The 20807-nt window shown below is 70.9% G+C and carries 19 protein-coding genes; 7 read left to right on the forward strand and 12 right to left on the reverse strand.

Features of this window, described 5'->3' with window-relative positions; all coding sequences use genetic code 11:
• Positions 1–10: 10 nt before the first annotated feature.
• Together M2283_RS26810 and M2283_RS26815 are read right to left on the reverse strand one after the other, a co-directional pair.
• On the reverse strand, positions 11–1405 hold the full coding sequence (locus M2283_RS26810) for an FAD-binding oxidoreductase (protein WP_280878939.1): 1395 nt from the start codon (positions 1403–1405) through the stop codon (positions 11–13).
• A gap of 212 nt (positions 1406–1617) precedes the next feature.
• Positions 1618–1896 (reverse strand): hypothetical protein, encoded by a 279-nt coding sequence (locus M2283_RS26815; RefSeq protein ID WP_280878940.1) that lies wholly within the window; start codon positions 1894–1896, stop codon positions 1618–1620.
• Positions 1897–2126: 230 nt separating this feature from the next.
• Between M2283_RS26815 and M2283_RS26820 the strand changes: the two genes are divergently transcribed.
• Positions 2127–2378: a Dabb family protein gene (locus M2283_RS26820; protein WP_280878941.1), complete on the forward strand. Its 252-nt coding sequence runs from the start codon at positions 2127–2129 to the stop codon at positions 2376–2378.
• A gap of 36 nt (positions 2379–2414) precedes the next feature.
• On the opposite strand, the gene M2283_RS26825 is transcribed toward M2283_RS26820, so the two are convergent.
• Entirely contained in the window at positions 2415–3500 is a 1086-nt protein-coding gene (locus M2283_RS26825; protein ID WP_280878942.1) for a medium chain dehydrogenase/reductase family protein, read from the reverse strand.
• A 181-nt stretch (positions 3501–3681) separates the two neighbouring features.
• Between M2283_RS26825 and M2283_RS26830 the strand changes: the two genes are divergently transcribed.
• Both M2283_RS26830 and M2283_RS26835 read left to right on the forward strand, forming a co-directional pair.
• The gene (locus M2283_RS26830) at positions 3682–4383 is read left to right on the forward strand and encodes a TetR/AcrR family transcriptional regulator (RefSeq protein ID WP_280878943.1); all 702 of its coding nucleotides are present in this window, start codon (positions 3682–3684) and stop codon (positions 4381–4383) included.
• A 118-nt stretch (positions 4384–4501) separates the two neighbouring features.
• A complete protein-coding gene (locus M2283_RS26835) occupies positions 4502–5773 on the forward strand; it encodes a nucleotide disphospho-sugar-binding domain-containing protein (protein ID WP_280878944.1) in 1272 nt (423 codons plus the stop codon).
• Between the two features lie 55 nt (positions 5774–5828).
• Here the strand turns inward: M2283_RS26835 and M2283_RS26840 are convergent, their stop codons facing one another.
• Positions 5829–6602: a DUF1963 domain-containing protein gene (locus M2283_RS26840; RefSeq protein ID WP_280878945.1), complete on the reverse strand. Its 774-nt coding sequence runs from the start codon at positions 6600–6602 to the stop codon at positions 5829–5831.
• A gap of 202 nt (positions 6603–6804) precedes the next feature.
• On the opposite strand from M2283_RS26840, the gene M2283_RS26845 reads away from it, so the two are divergent.
• Complete coding sequence (locus tag M2283_RS26845) at positions 6805–7887, forward strand: NlpC/P60 family protein (protein ID WP_280878946.1); 1083 nt, start codon at positions 6805–6807, stop codon at positions 7885–7887.
• Between the two features lie 4 nt (positions 7888–7891).
• Complete coding sequence (locus M2283_RS26850) at positions 7892–8803, forward strand: hypothetical protein (protein ID WP_280878947.1); 912 nt, start codon at positions 7892–7894, stop codon at positions 8801–8803.
• Positions 8804–8810: 7 nt separating this feature from the next.
• On the opposite strand, the gene M2283_RS26855 is transcribed toward M2283_RS26850, so the two are convergent.
• The 7 genes from M2283_RS26855 to M2283_RS26885 form a co-directional block, all read right to left on the reverse strand.
• A complete protein-coding gene (locus M2283_RS26855) occupies positions 8811–9809 on the reverse strand; it encodes a hypothetical protein (protein WP_280878948.1) in 999 nt (332 codons plus the stop codon).
• 43 nt (positions 9810–9852) lie between these two features.
• The gene (locus M2283_RS26860) at positions 9853–11139 is read right to left on the reverse strand and encodes a TRAP transporter large permease subunit (protein ID WP_280878949.1); all 1287 of its coding nucleotides are present in this window, start codon (positions 11137–11139) and stop codon (positions 9853–9855) included.
• Between the two features lie 3 nt (positions 11140–11142).
• Positions 11143–11727, reverse strand: coding sequence for a hypothetical protein (locus M2283_RS26865; RefSeq protein ID WP_280878950.1), 585 nt, complete (start codon positions 11725–11727; stop codon positions 11143–11145).
• Positions 11724–13853: a hydantoinase/oxoprolinase family protein gene (locus M2283_RS26870; RefSeq protein WP_280878951.1), complete on the reverse strand. Its 2130-nt coding sequence runs from the start codon at positions 13851–13853 to the stop codon at positions 11724–11726. Before M2283_RS26870 ends, M2283_RS26865 begins: the two co-directional genes overlap by 4 nt.
• A gap of 56 nt (positions 13854–13909) precedes the next feature.
• Positions 13910–15520, reverse strand: coding sequence for an FAD-dependent oxidoreductase (locus tag M2283_RS26875; RefSeq protein WP_280878952.1), 1611 nt, complete (start codon positions 15518–15520; stop codon positions 13910–13912).
• A gap of 58 nt (positions 15521–15578) precedes the next feature.
• Positions 15579–16682, reverse strand: a complete 1104-nt coding sequence (locus M2283_RS26880; RefSeq protein WP_280878953.1) for a LacI family DNA-binding transcriptional regulator — start codon at positions 16680–16682, stop codon at positions 15579–15581.
• A gap of 135 nt (positions 16683–16817) precedes the next feature.
• Positions 16818–17663, reverse strand: a complete 846-nt coding sequence (locus tag M2283_RS26885; RefSeq protein ID WP_280878954.1) for a helix-turn-helix transcriptional regulator — start codon at positions 17661–17663, stop codon at positions 16818–16820.
• Between the two features lie 197 nt (positions 17664–17860).
• Between M2283_RS26885 and M2283_RS26890 the strand changes: the two genes are divergently transcribed.
• Positions 17861–18877, forward strand: a complete 1017-nt coding sequence (locus M2283_RS26890) for an alpha/beta hydrolase family esterase (RefSeq protein WP_280878955.1) — start codon at positions 17861–17863, stop codon at positions 18875–18877.
• Positions 18878–18930: 53 nt separating this feature from the next.
• On the opposite strand, the gene M2283_RS26895 is transcribed toward M2283_RS26890, so the two are convergent.
• Positions 18931–19869: a GlxA family transcriptional regulator gene (locus tag M2283_RS26895; protein ID WP_280878956.1), complete on the reverse strand. Its 939-nt coding sequence runs from the start codon at positions 19867–19869 to the stop codon at positions 18931–18933.
• Positions 19870–20077: 208 nt separating this feature from the next.
• On the opposite strand from M2283_RS26895, the gene M2283_RS26900 reads away from it, so the two are divergent.
• Positions 20078–20767, forward strand: a complete 690-nt coding sequence (locus M2283_RS26900; protein ID WP_280878957.1) for a DJ-1/PfpI family protein — start codon at positions 20078–20080, stop codon at positions 20765–20767.
• The last annotated feature ends 40 nt before the right edge of the window (positions 20768–20807 follow it).

Below are 20807 nucleotides of genomic sequence, written 5' to 3' on the forward strand. Positions count from 1 at the left end.
CGGCGGGGTCCTATTCCGGAGCGACGTCGTGGTTGTTGATCCAGAAGAGGTTCCGCGGGTCGTAGTGCCTCTTCAGGACCCGCAGCCGCGCCAGGTCGTCCGCGGTGAACACGTTCTCCGCGCGGTCGTCGCGACCGGCGAAGTTCGTGTACGCCAGACCCGTGGACCAGGGGCTCAGGCGCTCGATCATCCCGCCCAGCATGGCCATCCCGGCGTCGACGACCTCCGGCGGCCCGACGGTCGCTCCCCACACGTTGAACACGGCGTCCCGGGCGGCGATGGGGCTCGCCCCGGCCGGCCGGGCCGCCAGTGCCCCGCCGAGATGCCTGATCTCCAGGACCGTGACCAGGCCGTCGGCGGCCACCTGGGCGCTCTCCACGAGAGACCCGACGGCCTGGGCCGGCAACTCGGCCAGCAGGGCGCCCTGTTCCTCGTACGGGAAGGGATCCGCCGGGTCGGTGTGCACGAGGGCGAACGCGCTGTACTGGTGGCGGCCGATCGTGTCGAGCACGCCCTCGCCGATGGCCCGCAAGGGCGCGATGAGCTTCTCGGCCTCCTCGTCGGAACCGAGGTGGGTCACCCGGACGTGAGCGAGGAACCGGCCGCGCAGCAGTTCGGGGATCTCCGGGACGGGCGGGAAGTTGAGCAGCGCCACCGAGCAGGTGAAGGCGTCGGGCGCGTCGCGGACCACCTCGGGGAAGGCACGGAGCACGGCCTCGACGTGCTCCGCGGGGAAGTAGATCCCGCCGCCGTAGAAGGAGGTCACGGGGAACAGCCCGATCTCCAACTCGGTCACCACACCGAAGTTGCTGCGTCCGCCGCGCAGGCCCCAGAACAACTCCGGTTCCAACTCCGCGGAGACGCGGCGCAGTTCACCGTCCGGTGTGACGACCTCGATCGCGACGACGTGGTCGGCGGCCCAGCCGAAGGACCGGCCCAGGAACGGGCTGAGTCCACCGCCGAGGGTGAAGCCCACGGCTCCCACCAGTGGACTGGACCCGTTCAGCGGTGCCAGGCCCGCCTCTTGAGCAGGCTCTACTACGTCCGACAAGAGCGCGCCCGCCCCGACACGGGCCACGGCACGCTCGGCGTCGATCTCGACCGTACGCATCGCACGTGTCGAGACGAGCAGGAAGTCGTCCGCGGCGGGGAACGGCTGGTGCCCGGTGGCCATGACCCCGACGGGCATGTCGTGCGCGGCGGCGAAAGCGACCGCGGCCCGCACATCGGCGGCGTTGGCCGCCACGACGACCAGGCAAGGTCGCTGCTGTGAACGCAGGTTGAACCCCGCGATCGCCCCCACGTAGCCCGTGTCGTCCGGGGCGAACACGGATCCCTCGATCCGGTCGGCCAGTTCGGCGACGGTGTCCTCTCCGAGAACGATCCGCCCCTGGTACTCGGTCATGGTGCTGTGCCTTTCGTCGGAGAACTGGCCCTGGCCGACGGTCACTTGGGTGAGCAGGGGAGACGGCTCCGCGACGCGACGCGGCGGCGGAGGCGTCCCGGGAGACCAGGCGCCGTCTGGTCGCTGCTACGGCGCGCACCCCGAAGAGGTTCACAGCCCGCGTAGGGCCTGTCGCCGACCGCGGCCGGGACCGGGACCGGGACCGGGACCGCTCAGCAGAAGGCGGCCAGCACGGACGGGCTCCCCGCGAGCCAGTCGCGTACCCGGTCCGTCCCGCCCCGCGCGTTGGCCCCGGACCGGTGGTGGGCGTCCAGCCTGTCCAGCAGCACGCCCACCGCGTGTCGGGCGAGCGGCTCCAGGAGTCCGGCGTGCGCCTGACGTGCCCGGTCGAGCAGCAGCCGTCCCACGATCGCCCGGGACACGACGCCGGGAAGGACGACAGAGCCGTTGCCGTTCACCAACTCCAGGCGGCCGAGCAGTCGAAAACGCATGGCCGCCATTCTGCCGTGCGCGGCCGAACGCCCCGAAGGGCTTGTCGGCGCGTCGCGGGGCGAGCGGTCCGGGTCCGGATCCGGTGAGTGCGCGGCGAGAAACGTTCCTTGTGGGTGAACCAAGTCGTCGGTCGCCGCGTAGTCGTCCACGTTCACCGAATGCTGCTATGCATCAGGAGCGGAAATGATCCGAAACATAGTCCTCTTCAAGCTCAACGAAGGTCTCACGCGTGAATCCCCCGAAGTCAAGAAGGGTTTTTGAGCTCGTGCAGAACCTTGAGCAGGAAATCCCCGAGATCCGGCAGTGGGAATTGGGGTGGCACCTGTTCGACCCGACGCCTGTCTCCTACGACTTCGCCTTGAGCAGCCTCTTTGACGACGCCGCCGCCTTCCAGCGGTATTTCAACCACCCCTCGCACCTGGCCGCCATCGACTACTGGCAGCAGCATTCCTCATGGGCGGTCATCGACCTGCACGTGTGATCCGACCGATCGACGGACAGGGCGGTGTCGGCCCGGTCAGGGCACGAGGATGATCTTGCCGACGGCCGTGCGGCTGGAAGACTCCGCCAGCTCCATGGCCTCGGCAGCCTCGGTCAGCGAGAAGCGGGCGGCGATCTTCGCGGTGAGTACGCCGTCCCGCAACAGGCCGAAGACGTGGGTGAGGTCGGTGCGGGTCCGGGCCCGGAACGCCTCGCGCCCCGCCGAGTCCGGCTTGCCGGCGCCCGCCCAGATGTCGTAGAAGCTCGCGTGCCTGCGTGTGGGCAGGTGGTTCCAGAACGCCAGCTTGGCCAGCAGCGGGAGGAAGTCGAGCAGTACGGGCCTGGTGTCGTCGAGTGCGGCCGCGATGCTGTACGAGACCAGCGTGCCGGTGCGGTTGAGCAGGCGGTAGGAGAGGCTGACGCTCGCGCCGCCAAGGTGGTCGAACACGGCGTCCACGCCGTCGGGGGCCAACTCCCGGATACGAGCGGCCAGTTCCGGGTCCCGGTAGTCGACCGGCTCTACGCCCAGCGCGCGCAACGCCTCGTGGTGGCGCGGGTTGGCCGTGCCGATGACGCGGGCGCCGGCGTCGCGGGCGAGTTGCACCAGGACCGAGCCCACGCCGCCGGCGGCGCCCGTCACGAGCACGGTCTGCCCTGCCCGCACCTTCGCGCTGCGGTGCAGCATCTGGTAGGCGGTGAGGCCGTTGACGATGAGGGTCTCCGCCTCGTCGGGACCGATTCCGTCGGGTACGTCCACCAGGTCGGCGGCGGGCAGCAGGGCGGCCGTGGTCCAGCCGCCGGTCTTGGTCAGCGCGGCGACCCGTCGTCCGAGGAGCGCGGAGTCCACTCCGGAGCCGACGGCCTCGACGACGCCGACGAGGTCGTAGCCGGGCACGAACGGGAACGTGGGCTGGCCGTAGTAGCGGCCTCTGCGCATCGCGCTCTCGGCGAAGGACACGGCCGTCGACTCGACGCGCACCAGGGCCTGACCGGCGGCGGGCGGCGGCAGCTCACGCCGGGCCAGCCGCAGGCCGGACGGCGCGACCTTGCCGGGCAGCACCACCTCGGTGGCGGTCACGGTGGACTTGCCGGTGGCCTCGTCGGTGGCGCTCGTCTCGGTCATGGTCGGGTCCCCTCAACTTTCTGCGAATATCCATCACTCAGTTAATGGTCGTAACTATGCACCTGACCGTCATGCTGCGTCAATCGATAACTCGCGGCGTGGCGCCGGGCACTTCGTGCGTTACTGCTCGTAGCGTGATGCTGAACCCGTCAGCATTCACATGGACCGTTACAGTGTGACGATGACCAACGAAACGCGGCCGGTGAGCAGGCGTGAGCGGCTGCGGGCACAGACGCTCCAGGAGATCGAGGACGAGTCGTTCGCGATCATCGACGCGGAGGGCGTGCAGGCGCTGTCGATCGCGGCGCTGGCCCGGAGCATGGCGATGTCCGCGCCGGCGGTCTACCGCTACTTCCCGTCGCGGGACGCGTTGGTGGCTCACCTGGTGACCCTGTCCTACCGGCAACTGGCGGCGGCGATGAGTCAGGCCGTGGAGGGCAGCCGGAAGGCTCCGCGCACGCGGGTGCGGCTGGTGGTGACCGCGTACCGGGACTGGGCGCTGCGGTATCGGCGGCGCTACGGGATGTTGTTCGGCGAGCGGGCCGGGGACCTGCCCAGCGAGGTCACCACGCGGACTCCGCTGGATCAGGCGATGGCGCTGCTCGTCGACCTGCTGGTGGCCGTCCAGGACAGCGCGCCGGCCGGCGGCGCCAGCGGCGACCGCACTCTGGACGGGCAACTGCGGCTGTGGGCCCGCTCGCAGGAGCGGCCGGACATCGCACCGAGCGTGGCCCGCGCCGCCATCCTCATCTGGACGCGGGTCCACGGGATCGTGAGCCTCGAACTCACCGGCGTGTTCGACCACCAGACGCTAGAGGCGCAGCGGCTGATCGATCTGGAGATCGACAACGCCATCCGGTTCCTGGGGCCGACCGGTGCCTGAACAGTCGGCAGCTGCCAGTCCGTCTCGGTGAACTCGCAATAACACCAAGGGAGTTGGGGAACCGGTGGGCGCTACATCTCGTCATGCGAGTAGTCCGTAGCGTCAAGGAAAGGCCATCATGGCAAAGATCATCGTCGCGGCCCCGCCCATCACCGGCGAACTGTCACCGTTATTGCAGCTCGCTCGGGGGCTCGCCGCACGAGGCCATCAGATCACGGTGGTGACCGGGAGCCGCTTCCGTGAGGATGTCGAGAAGTCCGGGCTCGCTTTCGTGCCGGTCACCGGCCTGGCCGACTTCGACGACCGGCTCTTCGGCGAGGACCCGGAGCGCATGAAGCTCGCTCCCGGGCCGGACATGCTCAACTACGACTGGAAGCACGCCTTCGTCAACCCCCTCCCCGAGCAACACGCCGTCCTTCAGCAGCTGTTGGAGCAGGACCCCGACCAGTACCTGATCTCCAACGTCCTGTGGCTCGGCGCGGTCCCCACCGCGATGGGCGCACCCGGCCTCCGGCCCCGCCGCTGGGTCGGGGTGACCGCGGTCCCGCTCGCCCTCAGCAGCGACGACACGACCTTCTTCGGGCCGGCGCCGGTCGCGCCCGGCGACGATCAGAAGGCCGCGAACCGGGCCGGCAACGCCCAGTTCGCCATGATGATGCAGCCGACCCAGGACCGTCTTGCCGACGTGCTTCACTCCCTCGGCGCGACGGAGACCTTCCCGGTGTTCGTGGACGGAGTCGCCACCGTCCCCGACGCGACGGCCGCGCTCACCGTGCCCGGCTTCGAGTTCGAGCGCGGCGACGCCCCGGACTCGGTGCACCTGGTCGGCATTCTGCCCGGCCGCAGCGCGCCCGAATGGGAACCCCCGTCCTGGTGGGCGGAGTTGGACGGTTCCCGACCGGTCGTGGTGGTGACCCAGGGGACCCTCGCCAACCGCGACCTCTCCGAGCTCGTCGAACCCACCCTGACCGGCCTGGCCGACCTGGACGTCACGGTGGTGGCTGCCCTCGGCCGCGAGGTCGACGCCCTGTCCATACCGGTCCCGGCCAACGCGCGGGTCGCCGAGTTCATCCCGTTCGACGTGCTGCTGCCGAAGGCCGACCTGTACATCACGAACGGTGGCAACGGCGGCACCCAGCAGGCGATAGCCGCCGGCGTGCCGGTCATCGCGGCCGGTCTCACCGAGGACAAGCCCGCCGTCGCCGCCCGGGTCGCCCACCACGGCCTCGGCATCGACCTGGAGACCGCCACGCCCACACCGGAAGCGGTGGCGCAAGCGGCCGAACTGGCCCTCAAGGACGTCGAGATGCGCGACAACGTGCGCAGGCTCGCCCAGGTGTACGCCGAGCACGACGCGCTCGGCGAGATCGAGCGACTCACCCTCGGCTGACCTCCACGCACCGTCCGCGCCGGCCCTCCACACGCCTGGCGCCGCCCGTAGGGGTTCAGTACTGCTGCTCGTACTCAAGGTTCTCGAAGCGGCCCGCGGCGATGTCTTCGCGGGTGCCCACGACCAGGTTCAGGGTGTAGATGCCGTACTTGACGGCATCCCCCTGGATCTGGGCCAGCAGGATGAGACCGTCCGCGTCCGGCGGCATCTGCCACGGGCGGGAGTAGCCGCCCAACTGGATCCAATCGCTGCGCGGCTCGCCATGGACACCGTGCACGACGGCGTCCTCGAACCGGTCGAGCAACTCCTCGTTGTCAGGGTCGCCGTCCAGGAATTTCTCGGTCTCGGGGAGGTCCGACCAGTCAGGGCCGATGGTCAGTCCTGTCACCGGGTACAGCCTGCGGGGTTCGTGGACCGTGGTCTCCCATGCCTGGCCGTCGACCGTGTACGTCGCGGAGTGCTCCGTCGTCGGGACGCCGGTCGGGACGTGGAGAACCGCCGAGGAGTCCGGCGGGTACGACATGTCCGTGAAGATCAACAGCTGTCCGTCGGCGGGCAGTGGGAAGTCCAGGACGTCCCGGGGCAGTTCCGCGCAGTCGATCGTCAGGACCAACGGCTCTCGCCCGCTCGGCCAGTCGACGCCGGTAGGCAACTCGGGAAGCCCACCCGTCCGCGCGGCCGGCCGGGCGTCTTCCTTTCGAGACAGGTCCTCATGCTGCACCAGGTATACGCAGGGCCGTAGTTGTCCCGTCATCTCGTCCGCCACCGCCTCGGGAACGCCATGCTCAACCGCGAGTTCCCCGATGTGCCGCTCATCGATCAAAGCCATGCCGGTGATCGTGTCAGAGGCCACTGACATCGGCCCATGAGCCGTGCCTCCACTCGCGCACGGGACCGAACCCCCGTGCAAGGGCCCCCGTACGAAAGGGCACGACGGAAGGTCACGCTGGTTCCCTCATGTGTGCCCGTCCGGCTCTTGGTCGGGGTGACGCGCCGCGGTTGTGTGGGACCGACCTCTGAAAGCGGTGCTGATGAACCTGTCGACCGGCGGCAGACGGTTGCGGAGTCGATCCTCCCTGGCAACCCTCGCCTGCGCGATCGCCCTTGTCTCGGGGCCGAGTTACGCGGTCCCGAGCGAACCCACCCCGGACAACGACAAGTCGATCGAGGCCATCCAGAACGAACTGGACGGCCTCTACCGCGAGGCCGAGGTGGCCACCGAGGCGTACAACACCGCGGACGTGAAGGCGACCAAGCAGGAGAAGCGGCTGAAGTCGCTCCGCAAGGACCTGGCCCGCACCGAGAACCGCGTGGACGATCTGCACGACCTCGCGGGTGCGGCGGCCCGGACGCAGTACCACGGGGGCGATCTCGCCGCCACGGGCATCCAGTTGCTGCTCGGCGACCACCCCGACGAGGCCCTGGACGAGGCGTCCCAGGCCCGCCAGGCCATGCGGAACCTGATCAACGTCTCCGAGTCCCAGAAGACCGCCCGCGCGGAGCTGAGCCGGCAGACCGACGCCGCCGCCAAGGAGCTGCGGGAGCTGAACAACACCCGCACGGACAAGGCCGAGTCGAAGCAGAAGATCGAGGGGAAGATCGCCGAGGCCGAGCAGATCGAGGCGGGGCTCAAGGAGCAACAGACGCGCAAGCTGGCCCAGTTGGAGAAGGAACAGGCGCGGGAGGCCAAGTCCCGTTGGACGGGATCCGGTTCGGGCGGCGGCAATTCGACCGGGACCGGCACGGGCGGCGGTACGAAGGTGAGCGGGGCGGCCGCGCAGGCCGTCGCCTTCGCGAAGGCGCAGATGGGCAAACCGTACGTGTGGGGCGCCGTGGGCCCCTCGTCGTACGACTGCTCCGGGCTCACCTCCGCGGCATGGGCGGCCGCCGGGCACCCCATACCCCGTACCTCGCAGGCGCAGTGGCAGGGACTGACCCGGGTCAGTCTCGCGTCCGCGCGGCCCGGGGACCTGATCATCTACTACGGCGCCACGCACGTGGGCATGTACATCGGGAACGGGCAGATCGTGCACGCCCCGCGGCCCGGACGCACGGTGACGATCGCGCCGGCCGCCTCCATGCCCATCGTCGGTGTCGTCCGACCCGGAGTATGAGCCGATGAACCACTCGCTGACACCCCGTGACGAGGGGCACAACCTGCCCGCGCTGGCCGCGCCGCCACTGATCCGTCTCGACGCCTACGTGGCCGAGGACGGCTCGACGGTGGTCAACGGCCATCTGCTGGAAATGGGCGGCATGCGGCAGCCCAACGAGGCGATCCTCGACGCCGTCGCCATGTTCGCCCGCACCCTGCGAGCCCCGGTGGCGGCCACCGTCATCGACCGCACCGTGCAGCAGGTGGCACGCCTGCGCGTGTACCCCGACGGTTCGAGCCGGACCATCGCCGACGAGGAGGACCTGCCGCCCGGGCGCGAGCGGACCGCCGCGGAGGAGGAGGCGTTCCCGCCGCTCGCCCGCGTCGAACGCATCCTCCAGCACGCGCAACGCGAGGAGCTGCACGCCGCGTTCGTCCTCGCCAGCGCGCTGCGGGAGCACCTCACGCTGCGCCGGGGAGCGGAGGACGAACTCTCGCTGGAGGCACGGGCGATCGAGGCCTACCTCGCGTATCTGCGCGGCGACTACATGCTCTCCACCGTCCTCGCGCTGACCGTCGCCCGCATCCGCTGCCGCACCGACCTGACCCGGGCGGCACCCGAGGTGGCCCGCGCCACCGCCGCGTGGCAGCGACTGCTGGACGAGGGCCAAGTGGCCACCCGGGGAACGGAGTTGCTCCACATGTGGGAGCGGCTGTCCGCGGAGGGCCTGCTGCTGGAACCGTCCCACCACGCACTGGCCCAGGCCGTCCGGACCCGGCTCGAACGAGGCAGCCAGTCCGTATCGGCCTCGGCCGCGGCACCGGCCCTGACCGCGGGCCGCGGTCCCATCGCCCCCGAGGACAAGCCCCTCAAGCCCGCGCGACGGGGACTGCGCCGATTCACCCGCCGGCCCGGCCGGCCCACCGGGTCATAGCTCCCCCTCAGCCGCGAGCCATCGCGATCGAGCCCGCGAGCCGCTCCCCTGCCTCGTAGATCATGTAGGGCACTCCCCCGTCGGTGCCGAACGACGGGGCGGCGGAACGGCCGTTCTCAGGTGCGCCGCTACGGGAGTTGTAGAAGACCCCGAGGTGGTTGCGCTTGCTGAAGTCGTTGCCCACCTCCGTGATCATCAGGTCGCCGCCGCTCTCCTTGTCCTTGTTGTAGACGACGTAGGTGCTGTTGTTGCGGTACAGCAGATGCGGCCCGCCGACGTTCACGGCACCGACGTCGGCGTGGCGGATCAGGGGCTGTTGGTCGTAGGTCCAGGTGCGTCCGTCGGCCGACCAACCCCAGTGGATGTCACGGTGGTTGGTGGTGTTGTTCAGCATGAAGACCATGACGTAGTGGGCGCCACGGGAGGCCAGTTCGTGTGGGAAGACACGGGCGTACGACGTCTCGGTGGTGCCGCTCGGCAGCATCGACGTCGACAGGACGACCTTGTCGTAGGTGAAGTTGATGCCGTCCTTCGAACGGGCCAGGCGCGTGGTGGTGTTCTCGCCGTGGAAGTACAGCCACAGCTCCTTCGTGCTCTCGTGCCACATCACGTGCGGGGACGCGACGTGGCTGACGGAGTAGTGGGGCTGCCAGTTGTTGGCGACGATCGGGTTGTTGGGGTACTCCGTGAACGGCCCTTCCAGGGAGTTGCCGTAGGCCAGGCAGATGCCGCCGGGTGCGTCGTGCGGCCCGTAGTACAGGTAGTAGCGGCCGAGCGGGGCACTCAGCTTGTCGTAGACGCCCCTGACGCACGGGAAGATGATCTCGCCGGTCGGGTTGTACTTCAGCTGGGACGGCGTGAGCAGGGTGCGGACGTAGGTGTAGTCGGGGAATCCGCCGGGTGCGGCGGACGCGGTCGGGGCGGAGAGGCCGCCGACGGTGACCGCGGCGCCGGTGGCGGCCGTGGCGCGCAGGAACAGGCGGCGGTCGAAACGGGGTTGGGACATGGTCGGCTCCAAGGGGGTGGAGGTCGGTCCAGGGGGACGGGGGTCAGAGGTAGGTGGCCGCGGTGACGCACAGCCCGCCGAGGGCCACGGCCCACACGTACGGGAGGGTGCGCACCATGACCTGCTGCGGGGAGACACCGGCGTACTGGGCGGCCCACACCGTCTGCGTGCTGGTGGGGTCGGCGACGCCGAAGACCTGGTTGTACGAGGTGGCCATGCCGAGGACGACCGCGGCCGGGTAGATGCCCGTGGCGATGAGGACGCCGGCGATCCCGGCGCCGAGCCCGAAGACGTTCAGCGGCCCGCGGTAGAGGCAGAGCGGGACGAGCAGCGTGAAGACGAGGACGAACAGCACCGCGTTGTGCGGGCTGACCGCCTTCATCAGCGGTTCCAACGCGTCGACGGCGCCGGGCAGTTTCACCGCGGCCAGCAGGATGCCGATGGCGATGAACAGGGCGATCGGCGGGGCGGCGACCTCGAATCCGCCGTAGAGGGTGCGCAGCAGCCGCTTGTTCATCTCGCGGGGGCCGGTGGTGGTGACCAGGGCGTACAGCACACCCGCCAACAGCGAGGGAATGATGGCGAGTTCGAAGCCCAGGGCGAGGATCAGGGGGACGGCGGGGGTGAGCAGTGCGTACCAGGGAGCGTCACCGAGCCGCTTCCGGCGACTGGCCGAACTCGGCTTGTCCTGAACGGACTTGAGGGACCAGGTGTGCTCCACACCGCGACGGCGCGACTCGACGAGCACGTAGAGGACGGCGGCGACCAGGGCGAAGGGGAACAGCTTCACCATGAAGCCGCGCACGGTCGGTACGGGCAGGTCCAGGGCCGTGGAGAAGAACTGCCACAGGGGCAGTTCGAAGGGGATGCCCACGGCGATGCCCATGAGGACGGTCCCGGCGGCGGTCACTTTCGGAATCCCGACGGCGATCATGGCGGGGATGCCGATGAGCCCCGCGAGCATCGCGGCCGGCGCCGATCCGGTCACCGTACCCACCAGCGCGGACACCGCCAGCACACCGAGGGCCACGACGACCGGGCGGTCACCGCCGAACTCGACGATCTTGCGGACGATGGTGCCCGCGATGCCCGTCTCCTCAAGGAGCTTGCCGAGCCAGGAACCGAGCACGATCGCGATCATCGTGGCGGCCAGGGTCGGCGCACCCTCCTGGAGGACGGTGTCCAGCACACTGTTCTTGCCGGTCAGGGGTGCACCGGCGACGAAGGCGATGACCACGGCCAGGATGACGAGCGCGAAGGCCGTCGGCAGTTTGCGGGTGAGCATGGCTGCGACTCCGGCCGCCATGACGAGCAGGATGACGACACCCATGGGTCACCTCTGTCTTCCGGGTGTGTCCACCGCGGCGGCGAGCGCGGCGGTGAGCAGGAGGGGGCTGCGACCCAGGCCGCAGACGGTACGGGCGTAGGCGTGCGCGGCGATCTCCTCGGCACCGGCCACATGACCGAGGACCCGGAACCGGCCCAGCCGCAGGACGGTGTGCCCGAGCGCCTCCTTGAGCGCGGTCCGCGTCGCCTTGTGGTGGAGCAGGGCGTGTGCGGTCTCGTGGGCGAGGGCCGCGCCGCGCACGGATCCGACGGGATACCAACTGCGCCAGCCGAGTTCGTCGATCAGCGTCTCGGCCCGGTCGATGGTGTCGGTGTAGAGCTCGACGGTGGCGGGACGCGAGGTGTAGCGGGCGAGCAGCGACTGGTCCAGCCCGTCGCCGCGCTCCACGATCCGGGCCCGGCACGGCAGACCGGGGTCGAGCGCGGCCCCGAACTCGTCGGCGGCCAGGGCCCATTGGCGCAGTTCGGCGGGAGTGCGGTTCTCGTGGGTGGGCGTGGCCGCCAACAGCCGTACGGCGAGGCTCAGATCGTCCGTCGCCGGATCGACGGCGGACGCGGCGGGGCCGCTCATGACCGCACCTCCAGCACCGCGACCACCGGTTCGTCCATGGCCCGGTCGCGCATCTCGCTGCGGGCCAGCGCGAGCAGGGGCTGCGGGTCGAGGACGCCGGAGAGGTCGGCGATGCGGGAGCCGAGAAGGAGCCGCAGCGCGGGGGCGCGGACGCCACCGTCGCCGTAGGACGTCCCCTCGCGCACGAGGTCGGCGAGGAGTTCGGGCGCGGCGCCCACGGTGGTGGCGGTCACGCTCGCGTCCGCGGCGTGCAGGCGTACGACACCGTCGGCGTCGACGACCCGGATGGGGCGCCGGGGAGAGCGCAGCCGACGGCGTACCTCGATGCCGTAGACCGTGTGGGCGGGTGTCTCGGCGAGGACGCGGACCTCGGCGGGGTCGGTCTTGAGGCTGGCGGCGGCCGCGGTGAGGCGCTCGGTGTCGTCGGCGCTGTGCGAGCGGTCCTGGGTACGCAGTTCCGTGGCGCCGGTGGCGGTGGCGCGCACGGTGCTGGTCTGCGGGTCGACGGTCACCTCGACCTCGACGCCGTCGGGCGCCGCTCCCTGGGCGACGACCGCCCGCTCGGCCTCGGCCCGGACGGCGAGGATCTGCTCCTGTGTGGCGCCCGGGATGATCCGCTCGATCTGCTCCCGCACCAGCGCGAGGGCCACGCCGATGGGGCTGATGACCTCGCTGTGCCGGGCGATCGTGCCCGTCATGCCGGTGAGCGCGGCCAGGTGCGGGGTGACGGAGGCCGCACCGCCGCCACCGCCGACGAGGACCGCCGTGTCGGGGTCGAGGCGGTAGTCGTGGACGAGCGAGTCCACGATCTCCCGCACGCGGCCGACGCCGGCGTCGAGGACGCGGGCGGCCGCGGTCGGCACGTCCACACCCAGGGCGGCGGCGAGAGGCGCGATCGCGGCCTTCGCCACCTCCTGGTCGCAGTGCGCGAAGTCCCCGTCGGGGACCCGGCCGAGGGCGTTGGCGGCGCACGTCATGGTGATCGCGAACCGTCCGCCCGCCGCGTCAAGGACCACGTAGTCGTCGGGGTCGTCCGGCATCGGCCGCACCGTGGCGAGGGTCGCGCCCCGCAGGTCGTCGAGGTCGGCGAAACAGGCGTAGGGCAGCCCCGCGATGTGGGCACTGCGCGGACCGAGGGCGGTGACGCGGCCCTGGGCGACACGCACCATCGAGCCGCCGCCGACGCCGACCGTGCGCACGTCGAGCGCGTTGAGGTACGAGGCCTTGCCGAGCATCGTGGCGTGGCGGACGGCGACCTTGCCGCGCCGTACGACGCTGATGTCGGTGGAGGTGCCGCCGGTTTCGAGGAAGACGCCCTCGCTGATCCGTTCCTGCATGAGGGCACCGGCGACGCCGGCCGCCGGGCCGGACAGGACGGTCAGCAGCGGGCGTCGGCGCATCTCGTCCAGGGCCATGACCCCGCCGTCGCAGCGCATGACCATGAGCGGCGCGGTGACCCCGGCCTTGGTGATGGACGCGTCGACGAGGTCGGCGGTGGCGAGCATGCGGGGCAGGATGGCCGCGTTGACGACCGCGGTGCGGGTCCGCTTGTGCAGTCCGTACAGCGAGGTGATCTCGTGCGCGGCCGTCATCGGGAGCCCGGCGTACCGGGCGGCTTCGAGCACGGCCTGCTCGCCCTCGGGCCGGTCGACGGCGAACGGCTCGGTGGCGACGAGGACTTGGGCGCCCGCGGCCGTCACCTCGTCGACCGCGGTGCGTGCGGCCGCCGGGTCGTGCGGGTCGGCGACGTGGGCGTAGGCGAGCGGAAGCCGCTTGCCTGGGGCGAGTTCGAGTCGGCCGAGCGCGGCGAGGCGACGGGTGAGGACGGCGCCGGGTCCGGTGCCGATGCCGATCAGGCCGACGGTGGCGACATCGCCCTCCAGCAGGGCGTTGGTGGCCTGGGTCGTGCCGTGCGCCAGGAACGCGATGTCGCCGGGGGCGCGGTCGATCTGGCGCAGCAGCCGGTCCAGCGCCTCGACGATGCCGTGCGCGACTCCGTCCTCGTGATGGTGGCTGGTGGGGACCTTGATCTGTCCCAGCAGCCGCAGAGTTGTGGCGTCCACGGCCACGGCGTCCGTAAAGGTTCCGCCCACGTCGATGCCGACGCGAATGCGGTCGGTGGTCATGTCTGGAGCACCTCCTTGTGCTGTGTCGGTCGTGCGGGGCGGTCGCCGCGACGCGGTCAGTAGCCGCGTACGTCGGGCCAGTGGCGCTGCACTCCGGCGCGGTCGAGCAGCCGCGCGAACTCCTCGAACCGCTTGTCCTCGCCCTGCACTTGGTGCGGTTCGACGTCCTCGGCCACGCAGTGGGCGGCGAGTGCGCCGGCGACCTCGCCGACGTTCCACTCCACCGGGTGGAGCCGGTAGCAGCCGTTGGTGATGTGGGTCGTGCCGATGTTCTTGCCGGCCGGCAGCAGGTTGCGGACCCGTCGCGGCACCAGCGCCCCGAGCGGAATCTCGAAGGGCACCGAGCCGACGTCGATGTAGCTGTCGCCGCCGGTCGAGGGGTGCAGGTCGATGCGGTAGCTGCCGATGCCCACGGAGTCGCGGTACTTGGTGCCCCCGTACGGGCCCACCAGGTCGATCGCCACATCGCGTTCGGTGACGGTGGTGACGGCCTTGATACGGCGGGACTCGCGGACGTAGGGCGCCTTCGCCAGGCCGTCGGCGGTACCGGTCACGTCGGGGCGGAGCCGGAGGCCGGGGAAGCCGGTGCCGCCATCGGGGCGGGGTGCCTCGGTCTGCAGCCAGTACAGGACCGACAGGGACAACTGCCGCGCCTCGGCGACGGCTTGGGCTCCGGTCTCCGCGCCCGCTCCGATCAGCGGCTTCAACCAGTAGTCGTTGAGCGGCCAGTTGACCAGCGTGATGTCCGAGTCGAAGGCTCCGGGGCTGTGCAGTCTGCGGGCCAGGATGCGGCGGAAGCCCCACAGTTCCTTGTCGCCGGCGTCGGCGCTCTGGTCGGCGCTCACGGCGAGCGGGTCGAGGTCGGGGTTGGGGACGAAGGTGCGCGGGACGGGTTCCAGGGAGCGCGGGTCGGGCGCCTGGAAGCCGAGCAGCGGTCCGGGCCAGAAGTCGGGGCGGTACGCCCGCCAGAAGCCGTAGTCCGCGGGGCGGTCGACGGTGTGGTCCTCGCCCTCGTGGTGGGAGAGCGCGAAGCACACCGTGATGCCCTGCTGGTTGAGCGGCTCGGCCCGGTCCGGGGCGTGCGGCTCGTCGTACTCGGACCGCGCCTCGGCACCGCAGACGTGCTCGACGCCCGCCAGTTCCAGGAGTTCGCCCGTCTCGGTGGCGTCGATGACATAGCGGGCCGGGACGGTGACGCGGTGGCCGTCGGGGCGGTGCTCCAGGGTCACGGACCGTACGACATCGTTGTCGGATTCGGCGGCGACGGGCCGGTGGTCGGTGAGGACGGTCAGACGTCCGGCCGCCCGATGGGGCGCGAGCATGGCCTCCAGCACGGCCAGCGCCACCCGTGGCTCGTGGCAGAGCTTGCTGACCCGTCCGGCACCGGGGTTGAGGTCCGTGAGCGCGAGCGCCTCCGCACGCAGCGGGTACCACTGCCGGTAGAACTGCCGTATGCCCTCACGCAGTTGGCGGTACGAGGCGGTCGCCCCGAACTGCTCGACCCACGGGTGCTCGTCGGGCGGCACGGCCTGCGAGGTGAGCTGTCCGCCGATCCAGTCGATCTCCTCGGTGAGCACGACGCTGCGTCCGGCCCGGCAGGCGGCGAGTGCGGCCGCCACGCCGCCGAGGCCACCGCCCACGATGAGGATGTCGGCTTCCGGTATCACGCTTCTCCTTGCTGGTAGTTGTCGTCCACGGAGGTCCGGTGGTGCGGCGGTGCGGTGATCAGTGCCGCTCCGGCGGCCTCCCCGTGGTGGTACCGGGCCGGAAGACACAGGCGACCAGGGGTTCTTCGGCCTCCTCTCCGGCGACGCGGGCGGCGAGCAGCCGGACCGCCGCCGCGCCCAACTCCGGCCGGGGGATGTCGAATCCGGTGGCCTGCGGGCAGGCGACGAGATCCCCGGGCGGGCTGCCGAGCAGGGCGAGCGACAGGTCGTCGGGGCAGCTGAGGCCGGCCTCCTCGACCGCCCCGCACAGGGCACGCCAGGCGGCCCCGGTGTCGGTCTCCTCCGCGACGAACGCGGTGACGCCTTCATCCAGCCAGTGGCGCAGTCGCTCGGGGGTGAGGTCCCGCTCGGGGTCGGCCGAACGGAAGACGGCCTCGGGGCCACCCTCCAGCCCGGCCGCCAACAGCCCTTCCAGGAAACCCTGTTGCCGGTCCGTCGAGGCCGGAGCGTCGTCGTCCTCGCGGACCAGCACGATGCGCCGGTGCCCCAGAGCCGACAGATGTCCGACGACCTCGGCACTCGCACTGACGTAGTCGGCGCCCACCCACGGCAGCCCTTCGAGTTCGTCACGGCGCCCGAGGTGCACGACCGGGAAACCGTCGGCGACCATCCGCTTCAACTCCGCGACCGGCGCGTGCCGTCCGAGGAAGAGACAGCCGTCGGCGAGCCGCACTCTGCTCAACGCGTCGGGCCTGGACGCCCCCGCCCCTCCCGAACTCGACCCCGTGAAGAGCACCAGGTCGTAGCCGCGCGCGGCGGCCTCCTGCTCCACGCCGACGAGGAAGGGGTAGTACGAGTGCTGCACGTCGGTGGGGAAGGTGGCCGTGAAGCTGAACACGCCGAGCAGGTTGTTGCGGGCCGCGGCCAGCCGCTGCGCGGCGGGGTCCGGGACGTAGCCGAGGCTGCGGGCCGCGTCGAGCACCCGCTGCCGGGTCTCGTCCGAGATCGTCGCGCCCGTGGTCTTGTCCGACAGCACGAGCGACACCGTGGCCTGGGAGACCCCGGCCAGCCGGGCGACCTCGGCCTGCCGCGGCCGGGGCGTGCGGCCCGACACCGCGGGGGTACGACCGCGCCGGGACCGCTTCTTGGGCTCCTCCACCATGTTCCTCACCGTTCATGCGCTTCAGTAATGCGTATTAGTAATGCGTATGAATGAGTACTGTGGGCGCCCCGCCGCCGTCGGTCAAGACTTCTGACAGGACTTCGTGCCGGAGCGTCGGTCAGACCGGCGCGTGGGTCAGGTGGGGATGTCCATGCGCTGCGTACCGATGACCTTGAGCAGTTGCAACGTCCGGTAGGCGCGGGAGTCGGGTTCGGCGGTGAAGATGATCAGCTGCTGGTCCTGGCCCGGCACGGTCAGGACGTCGAAGTCCAGGTCGATCGGCCCGACTTGGGGGTGCTGGACCCGCTGGTGGTTGTGGTGCTCGATGCGCAGCTCGTGGGAGTTCCACAGACGCGCGAAGTCCTCGCTGCCGGCGAGCAACTCGTCCACGAGGGCGCGGAGTTCGGCGTTGTCCGGGTAGCGGGCGGTGGCGACACGCAGATAGCTGACGGCGGCGGTCACGAACCGGTGGGGCTCGGTCATGCCGTAGGCGTGGTGCTCGGGGTGCAGGAAGTAGCGCCGGATGACATTGCGGTCCGAGCCGGTCAGGCCGGAGAAGTCCTCGAACAGGGCCGCCGCCAGCGGATTCCAGGCCAGCACACGGCACGTGTTGTCGAGCACGAGGGCACCGGCGTCGGTGAGCCGCTCCAGCAGCCTCAGCGTGCCGGGGTCCACGTCGCGGGACGGCCCCTGGGCGGGCTCGGGTGCCGCCTCGCCGGCGAGCCGGAAGAGGTGGGTGCGCTCCTGGTCGGACAGGCGCAGCGCGCGGGCGATGCCGGTCAGGACGGCGTGCGAGGGATGGCGTCCGCGGGCCTGTTCCAGGCGGCTGTAGTGGTCCACGGAGATGTGCGCGAGCTGCGCGACCTCTTCGCGACGCAGCCCGGGGGTGCGCCGCCTGGGCCCGTGCGGCAGGCCGACGTCCTCGGGGCGTACGCGTTCCCGCTTGCCGCGCAGGAACTCCGCGAGGGCGTGCTTGTCCATGGTCACCACGGTACGGCGGGGCACACCGGCCAGCCACGGACTCTCGGTCCCTGGATACCGCCGGGGCCGCCACCGCAGGGTGAAAGTGCAGGCAGAACGCCCTGGAGTACAGGGACGTACGGGGAACGACGTGAGGACAAGGCCATGCGGACACGGCAGCTACGCACAACAGGCGCGAATGACCAGGGGGCACACCGGTGAGCGCCTCGGTGATGGCACTGGCCGCGCTCGGCGTGGTGGTGCTGACGGGCGCCGCCGCGTACGGGTACTTCCTGCACGCCCCCAAACCCGCCGAGCCGCGGCTGAGCGCACCGGTGACGGTGGACACGATCACCGTGGACAACCGGACACGCTCGTACCGAGCCTTCGTACCCGCCGATCTGCCGTCCGGCGCACCCTTGCTGTTCGTCCTGCACGGCTCGCAGCAGGACGGCAGGACCATTCGTACGGCGACCGGGTACGGCTTCGACAAGCTGGCCGAACGGCACAAGTTCGCGGTGATCTACCCCGACGGCTACAAGCGCGGTTGGAACGACGGCCGCACCTCCGCGGTCACCCCGGCCCGCAAGGAGGAGGTCGACGACGAGGGCCTGATCGCCGCGCTCGTCGAGCGGTTCGGCCGGCGCCACGGCGTCGACCCCGCCCGGGTGTTCGTCACGGGTTTCTCCAACGGCGGCCAGATGGCCTTCCGCCTCGCCGCCCGGACGCCGGAGCGGATCGCCGCCATCGCGGTGATCGGGGCGGGCCTGCCCACGCCGGACCAGTGGGCCGTCACGGAGCACAAGCACCCGCTGCCGGTCCTGCTGATCGCCGGCACGCGCGACCCGATCATGCCGTACGAAGGAGGCGAGGCAAGCATCTTCGGCTTCCAGAAGCGCGGCACCGTACGGTCCGCCGAGGCCACCGCCCGTGCCTTCGCCGACGTCAACGGCATCACCCGGCCCCCGATCGCCTGGCCTCCCACGGAGTCGCCCCTGGACGGGTCCGGCGGCACGGAGGGCGCACCGTCGGTGATCGAGACCCGCTACAGCGAGCCCGGGAAGAACCCGGTCGTGGCGTTCACGGTCTCCGGCGGCGGCCACACGATCCCCAACCCCGACTACCGCTTCCCCCGGCTCATGGGCAGGACCGACGACACCCTCAACTCCCCGGCCGCCATCTGGGACTTCTTCAGCGAGACCATGCGGGCGGACACCCCTCCACACCCACGGTAGGAACCGCAACTCCCCTGCCCGGAAGGGAACATGACCCCTCACCTCATCGCCGCTCAGCTGAAGGCGCGGCGATAGGCGTGCGGGCTGACGCCGGTGGTGCGCTTGAAGCGGTCGCGGAAGGCGGTGGGCGAGCCGAAGCCGACCTGGGTGCCGATGCGTTCGACGGGGTGGCGTGTGGTCTCCAGCAGGTGCTGAGCCTGGCGGATGCGGGCGCGGTGGAGCCACTGGAGCGGGGTGGTGCCGGTCTGTTCGCGGAAACGGCGGATCAGGGTCCGGGTGCTGGTGCCGTCGTAGGCGGCGATGTCGGCGAGGGTGAGGTCGCGGGCGAGGTTGTCCTGCAGCCAGGTGAGCAGGGGTTCGAGGACGGAGCCCTGCGGAGTGGGTGTGCGGTCGTGGACGATGAACTGCGCCTGTCCGCCCTCGCGTTCGAGAGGCATTACGCACAGCCGGGCGGCATCGGCGGCGACGGCCGAGCCGTAGTCCCGGCGAATCATGTGCAGGCACAGGTCCAGGCCGGCGGCAGCACCGGCCGAGGTGAGGATCTGGCCGTTGTCGACGTACAGAACGTCCGGGTCGACATCGATCTCGGAGTGGTCGGCGGCCAGTTGGGCGGCGGCGATCCAGTGCGTGGTGGCACGCAGGCCGTCGAGCAGGCCGGTGGCCGCCAGCGGGAAGGTGCCCGAGCAGATGGACGCGATGCGCGTACCGTCGGCGGCGGCCGACCGCAGGGCATCACGGACGGCGGGGGCGAGGGGAGCCGCGATGTCGGCGGTACCGGGCACGATGATCGTGTCCGCGCCCTTGAGTCCCTCCAGTCCCCAGGGCGCCCGCAGGGTGAAGGCACCCGCGTCGATCTCCGGCTTCTCCGCGCACACCCGGATCTGGTAGCCGGGGCGCCCGTCCGGGAGGCGCGTACGGGCGAAGACCTCGATCGGGGTGGACAGATCGAACGGGATCACCCGGTCGAGCGCGAGAACGGCGACTGTGTGCATGGCAGCAAGATACCCCTCCGCCGACTGTCGACGTCGGCCGAGGTGAGGTCCATGCAGGCAGTCATCCCAGTTCAAAGCCCACCCTTGCACCCGTGGCGATATCCCGTTGGTAGCTGTCACTAATGCCACTGGGAGACCACTCGGCAGCCGATTAGCGTCTGGATCGTCCGGCGCGAAGACCGGCTCCGCCCCACCTGAAGGACCTGCCATGCACGCCCAGATCGTCTTGTTCGACGGCTTCGATCCGCTGGATGTCATCGCCCCCTACGAGGTGCTGTACGCCGGCGGCACCGCCTCCGGGGGTGCGGTGACCGTGGAACTGGTCTCCGCCGAGGGGGTACGTGAGGTGGTCAGCGGTACCGGTGGTCTGGCCCTGCGTGCCACCGCCGCACTCGATCCCGGGCGCGCGGGCCTGATTCTGGTCCCGGGCGCCTCGGGCCGGGTTGGGGAGCCCGGCGAGGTCTCCGACGAGGAGGTGGGCGCCGGCGAGTGGCGGCAGGACGAGTTCATCCCCGTACTTCTGGGCCGCACCCTGACCACCGAGTTGCCCGCGCTCATGAAGGCGGCGCTGGACAATCCGGAGGTGACGGTCGCCGCGGTGTGCGGTGGTTCGCTCGTCCTGGCCATGGCCGGCCTGCTGGAGGGCCGGCACGCCACCACCCATCATCTGGGCCTGGACATGCTGGACGCCACGGGCGTCCACGCGGTCCACGCCCGCGTCGTCGACGACGGCGACCTCGTCACCGGCGCCGGCGTCACGTCCGGCCTCGACCTGGGCCTGTATCTGCTGGAGCGCGAGGTGGGCCCCCAAATCGCCCACACGGTCGAGGAGTTGTTCGCCCACGAGCGCCGCGGCACGGTCTGGCGCCACGAGGGCCCGGCGCCCGCCGCCCTCTGACCGGCGACTCGCATACGTCCTACCCGCACCGCACCGTGAG

It is taken from the genome of Streptomyces pseudovenezuelae, assembly GCF_029892565.1.
Classification (GTDB): Bacteria; Actinomycetota; Actinomycetes; order Streptomycetales; family Streptomycetaceae; genus Streptomyces; species Streptomyces pseudovenezuelae_A.

Bases quoted from the DNA above. Each gene is read 5' to 3' on its own strand.
- M2283_RS26810 (WP_280878939.1), bottom strand. From the start codon at position 1,405: ATGACCGAGTACCAGGGGCGGATCGTTCTCGGAGAGGACACCGTCGCC.
- M2283_RS26815 (WP_280878940.1), bottom strand. From the start codon at position 1,896: ATGCGTTTTCGACTGCTCGGCCGCCTGGAGTTGGTGAACGGCAACGGC.
- M2283_RS26825 (WP_280878942.1), bottom strand. From the start codon at position 3,500: ATGACCGAGACGAGCGCCACCGACGAGGCCACCGGCAAGTCCACCGTG.
- M2283_RS26830 (WP_280878943.1), top strand. From the start codon at position 3,682: ATGACCAACGAAACGCGGCCGGTGAGCAGGCGTGAGCGGCTGCGGGCA.
- M2283_RS26835 (WP_280878944.1), top strand. From the start codon at position 4,502: ATGGCAAAGATCATCGTCGCGGCCCCGCCCATCACCGGCGAACTGTCA.
- M2283_RS26840 (WP_280878945.1), bottom strand. From the start codon at position 6,602: ATGGCTTTGATCGATGAGCGGCACATCGGGGAACTCGCGGTTGAGCAT.
- M2283_RS26845 (WP_280878946.1), top strand. From the start codon at position 6,805: ATGAACCTGTCGACCGGCGGCAGACGGTTGCGGAGTCGATCCTCCCTG.
- M2283_RS26850 (WP_280878947.1), top strand. From the start codon at position 7,892: ATGAACCACTCGCTGACACCCCGTGACGAGGGGCACAACCTGCCCGCG.
- M2283_RS26855 (WP_280878948.1), bottom strand. From the start codon at position 9,809: ATGTCCCAACCCCGTTTCGACCGCCGCCTGTTCCTGCGCGCCACGGCC.
- M2283_RS26860 (WP_280878949.1), bottom strand. From the start codon at position 11,139: ATGGGTGTCGTCATCCTGCTCGTCATGGCGGCCGGAGTCGCAGCCATG.
- M2283_RS26865 (WP_280878950.1), bottom strand. From the start codon at position 11,727: ATGAGCGGCCCCGCCGCGTCCGCCGTCGATCCGGCGACGGACGATCTG.
- M2283_RS26870 (WP_280878951.1), bottom strand. From the start codon at position 13,853: ATGACCACCGACCGCATTCGCGTCGGCATCGACGTGGGCGGAACCTTT.
- M2283_RS26880 (WP_280878953.1), bottom strand. From the start codon at position 16,682: ATGGTGGAGGAGCCCAAGAAGCGGTCCCGGCGCGGTCGTACCCCCGCG.
- M2283_RS26885 (WP_280878954.1), bottom strand. From the start codon at position 17,663: ATGGACAAGCACGCCCTCGCGGAGTTCCTGCGCGGCAAGCGGGAACGC.
- M2283_RS26895 (WP_280878956.1), bottom strand. From the start codon at position 19,869: ATGCACACAGTCGCCGTTCTCGCGCTCGACCGGGTGATCCCGTTCGAT.
- M2283_RS26900 (WP_280878957.1), top strand. From the start codon at position 20,078: ATGCACGCCCAGATCGTCTTGTTCGACGGCTTCGATCCGCTGGATGTC.